This window comes from Acidovorax sp. 59 (assembly GCF_002754175.1).
In the GTDB taxonomy this organism is placed as follows: Bacteria; Pseudomonadota; Gammaproteobacteria; order Burkholderiales; family Burkholderiaceae_C; genus Acidovorax; species Acidovorax delafieldii.
In genome coordinates this window covers 2868918-2881670 of sequence record NZ_PEET01000001.1, presented here as the reverse complement: position 1 = coordinate 2881670, position 12753 = coordinate 2868918, and the positions used below count along the sequence as shown (strand labels likewise).

15 protein-coding genes are annotated in these 12753 nt (G+C 66.6%); 11 read left to right on the top strand and 4 right to left on the bottom strand.

Annotated features, from left to right (window positions below; translation table 11 throughout):
* Nucleotides 1-156: 156 nt before the first annotated feature.
* Complete coding sequence (locus CLU87_RS13060) at nucleotides 157-399, bottom strand: glutaredoxin (protein WP_056064575.1); 243 nt, start codon at nucleotides 397-399, stop codon at nucleotides 157-159.
* 116 nt (nucleotides 400-515) lie between these two features.
* On the opposite strand from CLU87_RS13060, the gene CLU87_RS13055 reads away from it, so the two are divergent.
* The 8 genes from CLU87_RS13055 (at nucleotide 516) to CLU87_RS13020 (ending at nucleotide 8683) form a co-directional block, all read left to right on the top strand.
* Nucleotides 516-1082 carry a lipocalin family protein gene (locus CLU87_RS13055; RefSeq protein ID WP_099730706.1) on the top strand — a complete coding sequence of 189 codons (567 nt, stop codon included), beginning with the start codon at nucleotides 516-518 and terminating at the stop codon, nucleotides 1080-1082.
* 11 nt (nucleotides 1083-1093) lie between these two features.
* Nucleotides 1094-2101 carry an NAD(P)/FAD-dependent oxidoreductase gene (locus CLU87_RS13050; protein ID WP_099730705.1) on the top strand — a complete coding sequence of 336 codons (1008 nt, stop codon included), beginning with the start codon at nucleotides 1094-1096 and terminating at the stop codon, nucleotides 2099-2101.
* A gap of 23 nt (nucleotides 2102-2124) precedes the next feature.
* On the top strand, nucleotides 2125-3696 hold the full coding sequence (locus tag CLU87_RS13045) for a cryptochrome/deoxyribodipyrimidine photo-lyase family protein (protein ID WP_099730704.1): 1572 nt from the start codon (nucleotides 2125-2127) through the stop codon (nucleotides 3694-3696).
* A 3-nt stretch (nucleotides 3697-3699) separates the two neighbouring features.
* Entirely contained in the window at nucleotides 3700-3873 is a 174-nt protein-coding gene (locus tag CLU87_RS23680) for a DUF2256 domain-containing protein (protein WP_099730703.1), read from the top strand.
* On the top strand, nucleotides 3870-5186 hold the full coding sequence (locus tag CLU87_RS13035; protein WP_099730702.1) for a DASH family cryptochrome: 1317 nt from the start codon (nucleotides 3870-3872) through the stop codon (nucleotides 5184-5186). Before CLU87_RS23680 ends, CLU87_RS13035 begins: the two co-directional genes overlap by 4 nt.
* Nucleotides 5183-6733: a cryptochrome/photolyase family protein gene (locus tag CLU87_RS13030; protein ID WP_099732169.1), complete on the top strand. Its 1551-nt coding sequence runs from the start codon at nucleotides 5183-5185 to the stop codon at nucleotides 6731-6733. Before CLU87_RS13035 ends, CLU87_RS13030 begins: the two co-directional genes overlap by 4 nt.
* A 52-nt stretch (nucleotides 6734-6785) precedes the next feature.
* Nucleotides 6786-7523: an SDR family NAD(P)-dependent oxidoreductase gene (locus CLU87_RS13025; protein WP_099732168.1), complete on the top strand. Its 738-nt coding sequence runs from the start codon at nucleotides 6786-6788 to the stop codon at nucleotides 7521-7523.
* Nucleotides 7524-7657: 134 nt separating this feature from the next.
* The gene (locus CLU87_RS13020; protein WP_099730701.1) at nucleotides 7658-8683 is read left to right on the top strand and encodes a phosphotransferase enzyme family protein; all 1026 of its coding nucleotides are present in this window, start codon (nucleotides 7658-7660) and stop codon (nucleotides 8681-8683) included.
* Between the two features lie 43 nt (nucleotides 8684-8726).
* On the opposite strand, the gene CLU87_RS23260 is transcribed toward CLU87_RS13020, so the two are convergent.
* The 3 genes from CLU87_RS23260 to CLU87_RS13010 all read right to left on the bottom strand — a co-directional run bounded on the left by CLU87_RS23260 (nucleotide 8727) and on the right by CLU87_RS13010 (nucleotide 10266).
* Nucleotides 8727-8894 carry a hypothetical protein gene (locus CLU87_RS23260; RefSeq protein ID WP_158236079.1) on the bottom strand — a complete coding sequence of 56 codons (168 nt, stop codon included), beginning with the start codon at nucleotides 8892-8894 and terminating at the stop codon, nucleotides 8727-8729.
* 128 nt (nucleotides 8895-9022) lie between these two features.
* Nucleotides 9023-9271, bottom strand: a complete 249-nt coding sequence (locus tag CLU87_RS13015; RefSeq protein WP_056747101.1) for a DUF2805 domain-containing protein — start codon at nucleotides 9269-9271, stop codon at nucleotides 9023-9025.
* Nucleotides 9272-9384: 113 nt separating this feature from the next.
* Nucleotides 9385-10266, bottom strand: a complete 882-nt coding sequence (locus CLU87_RS13010; RefSeq protein WP_099730700.1) for a LysR family transcriptional regulator — start codon at nucleotides 10264-10266, stop codon at nucleotides 9385-9387.
* A 144-nt stretch (nucleotides 10267-10410) separates the two neighbouring features.
* On the opposite strand from CLU87_RS13010, the gene CLU87_RS13005 reads away from it, so the two are divergent.
* The 3 genes from CLU87_RS13005 (at nucleotide 10411) to CLU87_RS12995 (ending at nucleotide 12727) form a co-directional block, all read left to right on the top strand.
* On the top strand, nucleotides 10411-11109 hold the full coding sequence (locus tag CLU87_RS13005) for a class I SAM-dependent methyltransferase (RefSeq protein ID WP_099730699.1): 699 nt from the start codon (nucleotides 10411-10413) through the stop codon (nucleotides 11107-11109).
* Between the two features lie 217 nt (nucleotides 11110-11326).
* Nucleotides 11327-11752: a hypothetical protein gene (locus CLU87_RS13000; RefSeq protein WP_099730698.1), complete on the top strand. Its 426-nt coding sequence runs from the start codon at nucleotides 11327-11329 to the stop codon at nucleotides 11750-11752.
* A 174-nt stretch (nucleotides 11753-11926) separates the two neighbouring features.
* Nucleotides 11927-12727, top strand: a complete 801-nt coding sequence (locus tag CLU87_RS12995) for an alpha/beta fold hydrolase (RefSeq protein WP_099730697.1) — start codon at nucleotides 11927-11929, stop codon at nucleotides 12725-12727.
* Nucleotides 12728-12753: the final 26 nt, after the last annotated feature.

Genomic DNA, 12753 nt, shown 5'->3' with positions numbered 1-12753 from the left:
GGTCATGCCAGGTGTGTGCAAGTGCTCTGCCGGAAGGTGTGGAGCCCCCAAGGGGGACTGGGCGCCCCGACTAGTGGCATGTGCATCAGCCCATGCGCGGCGTCCATTGCATTCACGCACCCCGATTGCACTCCCCGCTGATGTCTGAAAAGGCGTTCAGGCGCCCAGCTGCGCCAGCGCGGCTTGCAACCCGGCGAGTCCGCCCACACGCTGGTCATTGATGAAAATTTGTGGCATCTGCCGCACCGATGGCCCGCACTTGGCATAGAACGCCAGGCGCTCGGCTTCGTCATCGATCTTGATTTCTTCGTAGGGCAGGGAGCGGGATTTGAGGAGCATCTTGGCCGACTCGCACTGCGGGCAGGCAGACTTGGAATACACGGTGATTTGAAGGGTCATGGTGCGAGTTTACGGGGCGTGGAGTGGGTCATGAGACCGCGCCGACCTCAGGCTTGTACCGTTGCTGCGGCGGAGTGGTTTACTATTCGGTTTGTTTTGTGACTGATTGGTAATTTATGGCTCTGCTATTTCCTTGGGTCCGCCGTTCGGTGCTGCTTTTAGCGGCGTCTTTTGTTGTGGCCTTGGTGGGCTGCTCATCCACCACGCCGCCTCCCGGTGTCACCCCCGTCACCCCGTTTGATCTGGCCCGGTACGAAGGCCGCTGGTACGAGGTGGCGCGGCTCGACCATTCTTTCGAGCGCGGCATGACGGACGTGAGCGCCACCTACCAGCGCCAGGCAGATGGCAGCGTGCGTGTGCTCAATCGCGGTTTCGATACGGGCAAGGGCGATTGGCGCCAGGCGGAGGGCAAAGCCAAGTTCACCGGCGACACCCACACCGCCTCGCTCAAGGTCTCGTTCTTTGGCCCGTTCTACGGCGGCTACCACGTGGCCGCGCTGGATGCCGATTACCAATGGGCGCTGGTGGTGGGGCCGGACCGTAGCTACTGCTGGATCCTGTCACGGACGAAGCAGCTGCAGCCTGCTGTGCGCGAGCAACTTTTGGCCCGCGCACAGGCATTGGGCATCGATACCCAGGCGCTGATCTGGGTAGCCCAAGAACGCACCGACCCGCAGCTATGAGTGTTTTGACGATGCCACAACCCATCGCCGTCATCGGTGCAGGTCTGGCGGGCCTGTCGTGTGCACAGGCGCTGCTGCAGGCGGGACATACGGTGCATGTTTTCGACAAGAGTCGGGGGCCGTCGGGCCGCATGAGCACCCGGCGCGCGGAGGACCAAAGCGGCCCCTGGCAGTGCGACCACGGCGCGCAGTATTTCACCGCACGTGACGCCGCTTTTCGCTCAGAAGTTGCCCGGTGGCAGCAGGCCGGTGTGGCAGCCACATGGGGTGCACGCCTGGCAAGTTTTGATGGCACTGGCTGGACCACCCCGCACACGCCCCTTGAGCGTTTTGTGGGTACACCGCGCATGACATCGCCCGCTGCTTGGCTGGTGCAGGGCCTGGCGCAGGCCGGTGAGCGCTCCCACACCCAGTGGCAGACCACCGTGCAGCGGCTGGAGCGGCACCCAGACGGATGGGCCATCACCAGCGCAGAGCAGGGGCTGCATGCGCCGCGCTACCGTGCTGTGCTGTTGGCTGTGCCCGCGCCTCAGGTGGCGCCGCTGTTGACCCAGGTGGCCCCCGCCGGCGCTGCGGTCGCAGGCAGTGCCCGCATGCGGGGCAGCTGGGCCGTCATGTTGCGTTATGCCTCGACTGTGGCCTTGCCGTGGGACGGCGCCTTCGTCAACACCGGCCCGCTGCGCTGGGTGGCGCGTGATAGCAGCAAGCCCGGCCGTACAGGGCCAGAAACGTGGCTTTTGCACGCCAGTGCCGAGTGGAGTGAGGCGCATATCGAAGACAGCGCAGACAGCGTCACCGCTGCCTTGCTCGCCGCCTTTGCGGCCCTGGGCGGCCCCACACCCCTGGCTGCCACGGCGCACCGTTGGCGCTATGCGGATACCGAACCCGCACTGACCCTGGGCTGCTGGTGGGACGCCAATGCCCGCCTGGGGCTGTGTGGTGACTGGCTGAATGGCGGCAAGGTCGAGGGCGCCTGGCTCAGCGGCCTGGCGCTGGCGCGACAGGTCGCAGCCGCCTGATCTGTGCGCACAGGGCTTGTGCCATGAGCTACACCGTGGTCTGGTTCAAGCGCGACTTGCGTGTGCACGACCACGCCCCGCTGCGGCACGCCGCCGCCCAGGGCCCGGTGCTGTGTCTGTATGTCGTCGAGCCCAGCCTCTGGGCGCAGCCTGATGTCGCCCTGCAGCACTATCACTTTCTGCAAGAAAGCCTGCACGACCTGGCCCTGGCCCTGCAACGGCGCGGCGCCACGCTGCAGGTGGCAGTGGGCGAGGTGGTGGACGTGCTGGCCCGCCTGCATGCACTGGCCCCGTTCCACACTCTTGTGGCGCACGAAGAAACCGGCAACGCCCACACCTATTCCCGCGACTTGGCCGTGGGCCGGTGGTGCTGCACGCAGGGCGTGGCATGGCGCGAATGGCCGCAGCACGGCGTGGTGCGCCGCCTGCGCTCACGCGATGATTGGCAGGGACACTGGCAGGCCCACATGCACGCACCAGTGGTGCTCGCCCCCGGGCCTGATCTCTTGCAGGCCCGTACGTTGCCGTGGCCTGCACAGCCCTGGCCCCGCGGGGCTGAACTGGGCCTGCCCGCGCATGACCCACCCCAGCGCCAGCGCGGGGGGCGCAAAGAAGGCCTGCGCGTGCTGCAAGACTTTTTGGCGGAGCGCAGCCAGGGCTACCGGGGCGGCATTTCGTCGCCGCTGACAGCGCCCAGCGCCTGCTCGCGCCTGTCGCCCTACCTGGCCTTGGGTTGCCTGGGCATGCGCGAGGTGGTGCAGGCCACTCAGCGGCGCCAGCAGCAACTCAAGGCCAGCACCGACTTTGGAGCTGCGTGGCAGCGCAAAGGCCTGACGGCCTTCATGAGCCGCCTGCACTGGCATTGCCATTTCATCCAGAAGCTTGAATCGGAACCCGCGCTGGAGCACCACAACCTGCACCGGGGCTACAACGGCCTGCGCGAAGCGGAATGGAACCCCGCTCACTTCGAGGCCCTGGTGGCTGGGCGCACCGGCTGGCCCATGGTCGATGCCTGCGTGGCGATGCTGCGCGAGACGGGATGGGTCAACTTCCGCATGCGGGCCATGCTGGTGTCGGTGGCTTCGTACCCGCTGTGGCTGCACTGGCGGCCCGTGGGCGAATGGCTGGCCCGCCAGTTTCTGGACTATGAGCCCGGCATCCACTGGAGTCAGATGCAAATGCAGGCGGGCACCACGGGCATCAACACCACCCGCGTCTACAACCCCATCAAGCAGGCGCAAGACCACGACCCCCACGGCCACTTTGTGCGCCAGTGGCTGCCCGCCTTGCGCCGCGTGCCCGATGCCTGGCTGCTGGAGCCCTGGCGCATGCCGCCCGATGTGCAGGCCCGCTGCGGCGTGCGCGTGGGCCATGACATTGCCGTGCCCCTGGTAGACCTGGACACCGGCACCCGCACCGCCAAGGCCCGCGTTCACGGCCTGCGCGCCCAGCCCGCCGTGCGCGCCGCCCAGGCTGCGATTGTGGAAAAGCACGGCTCCCGGCAGTTTCGCGATGGCGGCAGCCCCCAGGCACGCGCCCGGGCTCGCGCACGCAACGCCGCCCAGCACCCCCAGCAGCAAACCCTGGACTTTTGAACCATGCGCATGCGCAAAAAATCCGACCTGCCGCAAAAGACCTGCCAGCACTGCGGCCTGCCTTTTACCTGGCGCAAGAAGTGGGAGAAGGTTTGGGACGAGGTGAAGTACTGCTCCGACCGCTGCCGCAGCGAACGCAAACGCACCGACAAGGCCGCAGGGGAGGGCGCTGCATGAGCACCGCGCTGTTCTGGTTTCGTAACGACTTGCGCCTGCACGACCAACCCGCGCTGCGTTCAGCCCTCACCAGCGGTGCCACGCACCTGCTACCCGTGGTGTGCTTGCCTGCGCCTGATGAATCCACACCCTGGGGCTTTGCCCGCGTGGGCGCGCACCGCCGCGCCTTCACCGCCGCTGCGCTGCGCGGGCTGCATCAACAAACGAGCGCTCTGGGCAACCCACTGCTCATCTGCCAGGCACCGCCTGCCACCGCCTTGCCCCAACTGGCCCAGGCCGTGGGTGCCACCACCGTGGTGTGTGAAGACATTGCCGCCCCCTACGAACAGGCCGAGGTGGCCGCACTGCGCGCAGCAGGTCTGCAGGTGCGCGCTGTATGGCACAGCAGCTTGCTGCCCCCGGCGCGCATGCCCTGGCTTGCGGACCAGCTACCGGGTGTGTTCACCAGCTTTCGCCAGAAGGTCGAGCGCGCAGGCATTACCCCCGCCGCACCATTGCAGCTACCGACCAAACTGCCCCCGCCACCCGATGTGCCCGCGCATGTGCTGCAGGCCGTGGGCGCAGAGCAGGGCACCGCAGCCATCCTGCAACCCGCGCCGCCGCAGGGCAGCGATGCCCGCTCATCCTTCCCCTACGGCACCGCTGCCTGTGATGGCAGCGAGGCCGCTGCGCTGGCCCACCTCGCGCAGTACCTGGCCCGCAAGTTGCCCCACAGCTACAAGGACACGCGCAACGGGCTCACGGGGCTGGATTACTCCAGCAAGTTCTCTCCCTGGTTGGCTACGGGCGCGCTGTCTCCGCGCCAGATCTATGCCGATCTGAAAAATTTCGAGCGCGACCACGGCGCCAATGACGGCACCTACTGGCTGTGGTTTGAGTTGCTGTGGCGCGATTACTTCCGGCTGCTGCACCTGCAATACGGTGCGGCGCTGTACCGGGCGCGCGGGCTGTCAGAACTGCCGCCCGCCCCACACAACCCGCGCGGGTTTGAGCGCTGGTGCCGGGGCGATACGGGCCAGCCCCTGGTCGATGCCGCCATGCGCGAGCTGGCTGCCACCGGCTACCTCAGCAACCGCCTGCGCCAGGTGGTGGCCAGCTACCTCATCTACGACCTGCGCGGCGACTGGCGCGCGGGAGCGGCGTGGTTTGAATCGCAACTGGTGGACTACGACGTGTACAGCAACCAGGCCAACTGGCTCTACATCGCCGGGCGCGGCACCGACCCGCGCGGGGGGCGGCGTTTCAACCCCATCAAGCAGGCGCAAGACCACGACGCCGACGGCAGCTACCGCCGCCTATGGGGCACGGCATGAGTACCCCGCAACCGCGCACCCACACCCTGCGCCTGCTGCTGGGTGACCAGCTCAACCCCGAGCATTCGTGGTTTGCCACGCCGGACGAGGGCGTGGTCTACGTGCTGATGGAAGTGCGGCAAGAGACCGACTACGTGCTGCACCACGCGCAAAAAATCCTCGCCATCTTTGCCGGCATGCGCGACCTGGCCCGCCACCTGCGCGAGGCCGGGCACCGCGTGCGCTATGTGGCGATTGACGACGCCAGCAACCGCCAGTCGATGCCCGACAACCTGGCCGCCCTCATGGCCCACTACGGTGCGCACACGCTGCAATACCAGCACCCCGACGAATGGCGGCTGGACGAGCAACTGCGCACCTGGGGCGCAAAGCAAGCCTTTGCCGTGCAGGCCGTCAGCAGCGAGCACTTCTACACCACCCGCACCGAAATGGCCGAGGTGTTCCAAGGTCGCAAACAGTGGCTCATGGAGCACTTCTACCGCCGCATGCGCCAGCGCCACAGCGTGCTGATCGGTGAAGCCGGAGAGCCTGAAGGCGGCCAATGGAACTACGACCACGACAACCGCAAGCCTTGGCCCGGCACGCCCGAATTGCCGCCCGACGCGCGCCCCACGCACGACCACAGCGCCCTGTGGGCCACCATCCAGGCCGCAGGCGTGCAAAGCTTTGGCAACCCGCAGGCCCATGCACTGCGCTGGCCCCTCAACAGGGCCGAGGCATTGGCGTGGCTGGAGCACTTCATCACCACCACGCTGCCGGACTTTGGCGCGTATGAAGACGCCATGAGCACAAAGAGCAGCAGGCTCTTTCACTCCCTGCTGTCCTTTGCCCTCAACACCAAAATGCTGCGCCCGCGCGAGGTGGTGCAACGCGCCCAGGCCGCTTACCACGCAGGCACTGCGCCCCTGCCTGCCGTGGAGGGCTTTGTCCGCCAGATCCTTGGCTGGCGCGAATATGTGCGCGGCATCTACTGGGCCCACATGCCCGGCTACGACGAGCGCAATGCCCTGGGCCACAGCACGCCGCTGCCGGAATGGTTCTGGACGGGCCAGACTCGCATGCGCTGCATGCAGCACGCCGTTGGCCAGTCGCTGGAGCATGCGTATGCCCACCACATCCAGCGCCTCATGGTCATCGGCAACTTTGCGCTGCTGGCGGGGCTCGACCCCGCCGCCGTGCACCGCTGGTACCTGGGCGTGTACATCGACGCCTTTGAATGGGTGGAAGTGCCCAACACCGTGGGCATGAGCCAGTTTGCCGACGGCGGCCTGCTCGCTACCAAACCCTATGTGAGTAGCGCTGCCTACATCGATCGCATGAGCGACTACTGCAGCGGATGCCACTACGACAAGAAGCAAAAAGTGGGTGAGCGCGCCTGCCCGTACAACGCGCTGTATTGGGACTTTTTTGCGCGCAATGAAGGCACGCTGGGCAACAACTTCCGCCTCGGCATGGTGTACCGCCAGTTGCAGAAGATGCAGGGCCCGCAACTCGATGCACTGCGCGAGCATGCGGCCAGCCTGCGCACGCGGCTGGACGCTCTGTAAAGCGCTTGCAGAAGCACCCAACGACACCCTCACCGCAGGACAGGACCGCGCCATGTCTCAAGCACAACCCACCGCAACGCCGTTCACTTCTTTGCAGTCGCTGCCTGATGGCTACCGCGCCCTGGTTATCGGCTCCACCGGCGCCATCGGCAGCGCCTTACTCGCCCACCTGCAGGCCGATCCGCGCTGCGCCTTGGCCGTGGGCCTGGGCCGCCACACCCAGCCGGCCGTCGATTTGGACGACGAGGCCACCATCGCCGCAGCAGCCCAGCAGCTCAAGGCACAGGGACCATGGCACTGCATCATCCACGCCGCAGGCCTGCTGCACGGTCCCCACGGCATGCCTGAAAAGCGCCTGGGCCAGTTGAACTACGCGCAGATGGAGGCCACCTTCCGCACCAACACCTTCGGCCCCGCGCTGTTGTTGGCCCACTTTGCACCGCTGCTGCCCAAGCAGGGGCGCGGCTTGCTGGCGGTGCTGTCGGCCAAGGTGGGCAGCATTGGCGACAACCGCCTGGGCGGCTGGTACAGCTACCGCGCCAGCAAGGCCGCGCTCAACATGCTGGTCAAAACGGCGTCCATCGAAGTGGCCCGCACCCACCCGCAGGCCGTGCTGGTGGCGCTGCACCCGGGCACCGTCAACTCGGCCTTGTCGGCCCCTTTCAATGGCGCAGAAATAGGCCGTCCGGCGGCGGATGCGGCGGGCGACATGCTGCGGGTGCTGGATGGGCTCGCGCCCGAGGAGACGGGCAGCTTCTACGCCTACAGTGGCGCGCCACTCCCCTGGTAAGCGTGGCGCGCGGTGCTATGGTTTTGATACTGCTTGCGTACCAGCAGTAAGCGCTGTCGGGCCTTTTGCTCAAAGGCACGCCATGTGCCACTGTCCGTGCGCGACCGCCGTATTGCTTGCATGCAGAATGCCGCATGCATTCAACCCAATCGCCCGACACAACACTGGTTGCCTCCCACACCACGGCCGCAGCCGCGTCTGTGGCGCAGTGGGTAGAGCGCCACTACGGCCTGCCCGTGCAGCAGTGCTACCTGATCCGCCGCAACCTCAATGACAACTACGCTGTGCGAACAGCGGACGGCAGCCGCTACGTGGCAAGGCTCTGCGCCATCAGACCGCGCGGTCCGTTCAACGTGGATTTTGAGGTCGCGCTGCTGGCACATCTGGAAGCGCAGGGCGTGGGTGTGGCCTCTCCGGTGTTGGCTATGAACGGCACGACCAGCGTGACCCTGCCGTTCCCGGAGGGCCCTCGTGTGCTGGTCCTCTTCCGTCACTGCGAAGGCGCTGTGCCCGACACCCCCGAAGACCTGCACCTGACCGGCGCCACGCTGGCCCAGATTCACAGCGCCGCGCAAAGCTACACCGGCCCCGCAAGCCTCTACGTGCTGGACGGCCACCATCTGGCGGGCCGCACGCTGGAGTACCTTGCCGCCCATCCTGAGCTGGCCCCCACCGTGCTGGATGCCTACCGCGAACTGATCCACCGCCTTCTGGTCGATTTGGCAGATGTTGAGGGCACCTTGACCCGCGTGATGTGCCACGGCGACACGCATGGCTTCAACAACCATGTGTACACCGATGCCGAGGGAGTGCGCCGGGCCGCCTTCTTCGACTTTGACGACGCCGGGCCGGGGTTCCTGGCTTATGACCTGTGTGTGTGGCTGTGGTCGAACCTGCCGCGCAAGGCCCCCATGGAGCCCGACGAAGCCTTGCTGAAGCGTTGGCAGCAGTACCTGGCTGGCTACCGCGCAGGCGGCGGCCATGTCACCGATGCCGACCTCGCCGCCCTGCCGCTCTTCGTGCAATTGAGGCACCTGTGGAACATGGGGGAGGGCGTGGCGCGTATCCACCACTGGGGCGCCAACATGATGTCTGCCGACTGGATCAAGAAGCAGCCGGATGTGATGGCCGCCTGGGCCCGCCTGGATTTGCCCGCTTGATGGGCCTTCACTGAGCCCTGATGCGTTGCGCTGGCACCCAGGCTCAGGTCATGTGGCGTGGGGCCACTGGGTGCGTCAGTTGCTGCGCATCGCTGGGGTCTTGCTCCAGGCTGTACGGGACCGTGAGAAAGGCCACGCTGAACACAAAAAACAGCGTGGCGGACACGGCCCGGGCGATGGGGAGCACAAAGTTCTTGAGGTCGGTGTTCATGGTGGTTCCTGCAGCGGCTAGAGGTGGAGAAGGGTCGGGGTCAGATGCCGCCTTGACCCTTGCCGCCATGTTGCCGGTACCAGGCTGAACCGGTGCTGAACGGGTGCTGAGCGGCGCTTGCCCACCGCCTACTTGTAGTTCTCCCGGCGCTCCCCAAACTCCCTCACCCGCTTGCGCCACGCCCTGTAGCTGCCCGGCGCCAGGTGGGTGCGCATCAGCACCTTGACTTGATCATGGTGCAGGCCGTGGACGGCGCGGATTTGCGCAAAGCTCACGTGGTCGCTCAGCGCCATCTGGATGATCTCGCCCACGGTGGCGGCGTCCAGCGGCGCGCTCGGGTGGGTGCTTGGCAAGTCGGCGGCGCGCGGTGTGGTCATGGTCAGTGTGTTCAGGTGGTGGCGCGAGGGTAGTGCGCCTGCTTTCACCTTGCGCTGCGGTGGCCCTTTCACCCTTGCCATGCAAGCCCTCCACGACCCCTTGGTGCGGGCGCTCAGCGGTCTAACGACAGCCCCTCGGCCAGCGCCTCAAACACCACCCGAATCCGTCGCGATGTGCGCAGCTCGCGGTGCGACACCAGCCAGACGGGAAAACGCACCGGCGCCACATCGTCCAGCACGCGGACGATGCCCGGCGTTTCGCGGGCGATCTCGTCCATCATGGCGCCGATGCCCATGCCCTGGCGCACCAGCGCCCAGTGGGCTGCGGTGTGGTCGGCATAGCAGGTGAAGTTGTCTTCGCTCAGGCTCAAACCGTACTGACGCAGATACGCCAGGTACTGGCCGTTGCGGTCTGAACCCACAAACTCCGCATTCACAGCGTCCTCCGTGCTGCGCGGGTGGCCGTGGGCCTGCACCCAGCTCTCCGACGCGTAAAAGCACGCCCTGGCCTCGCGCACCAGGCGGGCGATCAGCTCGGGCTGCTCGGGCTGAACGTGGCGGATGGCAATGTCGGCCTCGCGGCGCAGCAGGTCGCTCAGCGCGTTGGAGGCGATGACTTCCACGGCAATGCCTGGCTCCTGTGCCCGCAGGCGTTGCAGGATGGGGGGCAGCAAGTGCGTCGCCACTACATCGGTGGCTGACACCGACACCACGCCCCCCACCGCCTGCGACCGCCCGCTGGCGGCCAGGCCCAGCGCCTCTGCCGCAGTGCCCATGGCACGGGCGTGTTCCAGCAGGTCCAGCCCGGTGGGCGTGAGCACCATGGATTTGCCCACGCGCTCGAACAGCGTCACGCCCATCTGCTGCTCAATGGCCGCCACCTGCCGGCTCAGGGTGGGCTGGGTGAGGCCCAGCTTGCGCGCGGCGGCAGACAGCGAGCCGGTCTGCGCCGTTTGCAAAAACGCCTTCAGTTGGTTCCAGTCGAGGTTATCCATGCGTAAATGTATATGTTCACTGCAATTTACCGCAGTTTCCTGAGCTTCAATGCATGGATAGCATCTGGGTGTTGCTCATTGCACTTGCCTCCACAAACTGCCTCTTTACCTCGCCGCTTCAGCACTTCACCCGGTCTGCACACCATGTCGTCTTCTGCCATTGCCCCCGCCACTCGCGCATTGCCCTCCGCCGCCACCCCGCTGGCTGCGTCAGCCAAAGCGCGCTTCTGGGACCGCATTGCACCCAAGTACGCCGCCGACCCCATTGCCGACCTGGCAGGGTACGAGGCCACCTTGCAGCGCGTGCAGGGCCTGCTGTCGCCCCAGCATGACGTGCTGGAGATTGGCTGCGGCACCGGCAGCACGGCGCTGCGGCTGGCGCCATTCACCCGCAGCCTGCTGGCCACCGATGTGTCGTCGCAGATGATCGCCATCGCCCACCAGCGGCTGGCCGCGCAACCGTCAGCAGCCTTACGCTTCGCCGTGGCCGACGCAGAGGCCATGGCCCCAGGGCCAGAGGTGTACGACGCGGTGCTGGCCTTCAACGTGCTGCACCTGATGAGCGATCTGGACGACGCGCTCAGGCAACTGGTGAAGGTGCTGCGCCCGGGTGGGCTGCTGATCTCCAAGACCGCCTGCATCGCAGAGATGAACCCGCTGATCCCCTACCTGGCCGTGCCCCTGATGCGCGCCATCGGCAAGGCCCCTCCGGTGTTGTCCTTTGACGAACAGCGGCTCCGCTCAGCCATGGTGCAGCAGGGCCTGCAAATCGTCTGCACCGAGCGGCATGGCACGCGCGGCAAGGACATACGCGCCTTCATCGTGGCCCGCAAACCGGGCTGAGTTTTACGCATCCACTTCAGCACAGCCTGGCGACTTTGCAAGGCTGCCGGGCGGAGCCTTGCCCACGGACGTGCTGTCGGTCCCTGGCGTTCATCCCATGCGCCGCAGAAGGGTCCCCAGATATTCGATTTGCTGCGGCCCTGCCGTCATCACCCATCTTGTTGCACACACGGTTTCGCTCGCTCACCCACAACCCACCATCGCTGCCCCTCACACCATGAACCATCGCAACCACCCCCTGTCCCTTACCTCCGTCGCTGGCCTTGTCGCAGCCGTGGCATTCCTCACCGGCTGCGCGTCCACCCTCGACCAGGCGGGCCTGGAGCAGCGCACTGCGCAAGCCATTGGCCGCACGGCAGGCCAGTTCACCATCACCGACCGGCAGGAGGAAACCGGCGGTCGTATCAACTACACCGTCAACACCCGTGACGGCGCCAGCTACCGGTGCTACCTGTACGGCGCAACGGGCTTTCAGAAGGCCATGAGCTTCGGCCAGACACCCCATTCCGACGCCGTCTGCACCGCCATGGTGGGCGGCGCGGGCAATGGTGGCGCCCAGGCACCGGCAGCAGCCGCTCAGCCACAGGGCCGCGCTGCGCCCAAGGAATGCAATGCTCTGCTGCGCACGGCGGGCCGCTGCTAAGAGCGGCTCACAAAAATCTTCTGGCGTCGTTGCTGTGTCTTGTCGTACTGCTCGTACTGCCTGCGACACAGCGCCTGGCCAGAACCGCTTCGCTGAGTTTTGTTAGCCGCTCTCAATGGCACCGCGCAGCTTTGGCCTGCGGGCCATGAACCTGTATGCAAAGGACTTGAGACCATGAACCGATGGCACTGGGCCAGCCTGCTGCTGGCAGTCTGCTTGAGCGGTTGCGCCAGCTTGCCCGGCGCCACCACCGACACGGTGGACGGGCGCACGGTCGAATACGTGCAGGCAGGGCAGGGCACCCCGGTGGTGGTGTTCGAGAACGGCCTGGGCGCCCGGCTGGACTGGTGGTCCAAGGTCTGGCCCGACACCGTGGCAGAAACCCGCGCTCTGGCCTACAACCGCGCGGGCTATGGCCGCAGCGATGCGTCGCCCCAGCCGCGCGATGGGGCGCAGGTGGTGCAAGAGCTGCGGGCCTTGCTCCGGGCCCGCCAGCTACCGCCGCCCTATGTGCTGGTCGGCCACTCGCTGGGCGGCCTGTACATGCAGCTGTACGCGCGCCAATACCCCGCAGAGGTGGCGGCACTGGTGCTGGTGGACTCCACCCACCCCGAGCAGATGCGAGGCGCTGGCAACCCCGACCTGTGGCCGACCTGGCTGAAAGTGGCCTTCCGCCTGGGCACCTCTGACGTGGTCAAACAAGAGCTGGCAGCGCTGGATGCCACCGGGCAACGCGTCGTCAGCCTGCCGGTGGACCCAACCCTGCCCGTGTTTGTGCTCAGCGCACTGCAAACCCCCGGGGCTTCATCTGCGCTGGCCGAAGACGTGCGCCAAAAGCGCGCCGACTTCGCACACCTCTACCCCGGCTCCACCCAGGTGTGGGTGGACAGCGGGCACGGCATTCCGCTGGAGAAGCCCGAGGCGGTGGTCAGCGCGATTCGCGCAGCACTGCAAGCGGCCCGCGCGCTTCGCTGAAGGCGGTGGCGGCCACGCCAGTGGCA

Excerpts from the sequence above, each read along its gene's own strand:
- CLU87_RS13015 (WP_056747101.1), bottom strand. The coding sequence starts at position 9,271 with ATGACCACACCGCGCGCCGCCGACTTGCCAAGCACCCACCCGAGCGCG.
- CLU87_RS13000 (WP_099730698.1), top strand. The coding sequence starts at position 11,327 with ATGAACCATCGCAACCACCCCCTGTCCCTTACCTCCGTCGCTGGCCTT.
- CLU87_RS13005 (WP_099730699.1), top strand. The coding sequence starts at position 10,411 with ATGTCGTCTTCTGCCATTGCCCCCGCCACTCGCGCATTGCCCTCCGCC.
- CLU87_RS13030 (WP_099732169.1), top strand. The coding sequence starts at position 5,183 with ATGAGTACCCCGCAACCGCGCACCCACACCCTGCGCCTGCTGCTGGGT.
- CLU87_RS13055 (WP_099730706.1), top strand. The coding sequence starts at position 516 with ATGGCTCTGCTATTTCCTTGGGTCCGCCGTTCGGTGCTGCTTTTAGCG.
- CLU87_RS13060 (WP_056064575.1), bottom strand. The coding sequence starts at position 399 with ATGACCCTTCAAATCACCGTGTATTCCAAGTCTGCCTGCCCGCAGTGC.
- CLU87_RS13010 (WP_099730700.1), bottom strand. The coding sequence starts at position 10,266 with ATGGATAACCTCGACTGGAACCAACTGAAGGCGTTTTTGCAAACGGCG.
- CLU87_RS23260 (WP_158236079.1), bottom strand. The coding sequence starts at position 8,894 with ATGAACACCGACCTCAAGAACTTTGTGCTCCCCATCGCCCGGGCCGTG.
- CLU87_RS13035 (WP_099730702.1), top strand. The coding sequence starts at position 3,870 with ATGAGCACCGCGCTGTTCTGGTTTCGTAACGACTTGCGCCTGCACGAC.
- CLU87_RS13020 (WP_099730701.1), top strand. The coding sequence starts at position 7,658 with ATGCATTCAACCCAATCGCCCGACACAACACTGGTTGCCTCCCACACC.
- CLU87_RS12995 (WP_099730697.1), top strand. The coding sequence starts at position 11,927 with ATGAACCGATGGCACTGGGCCAGCCTGCTGCTGGCAGTCTGCTTGAGC.
- CLU87_RS13050 (WP_099730705.1), top strand. The coding sequence starts at position 1,094 with ATGCCACAACCCATCGCCGTCATCGGTGCAGGTCTGGCGGGCCTGTCG.
- CLU87_RS13025 (WP_099732168.1), top strand. The coding sequence starts at position 6,786 with ATGTCTCAAGCACAACCCACCGCAACGCCGTTCACTTCTTTGCAGTCG.
- CLU87_RS23680 (WP_099730703.1), top strand. The coding sequence starts at position 3,700 with ATGCGCATGCGCAAAAAATCCGACCTGCCGCAAAAGACCTGCCAGCAC.
- CLU87_RS13045 (WP_099730704.1), top strand. The coding sequence starts at position 2,125 with ATGAGCTACACCGTGGTCTGGTTCAAGCGCGACTTGCGTGTGCACGAC.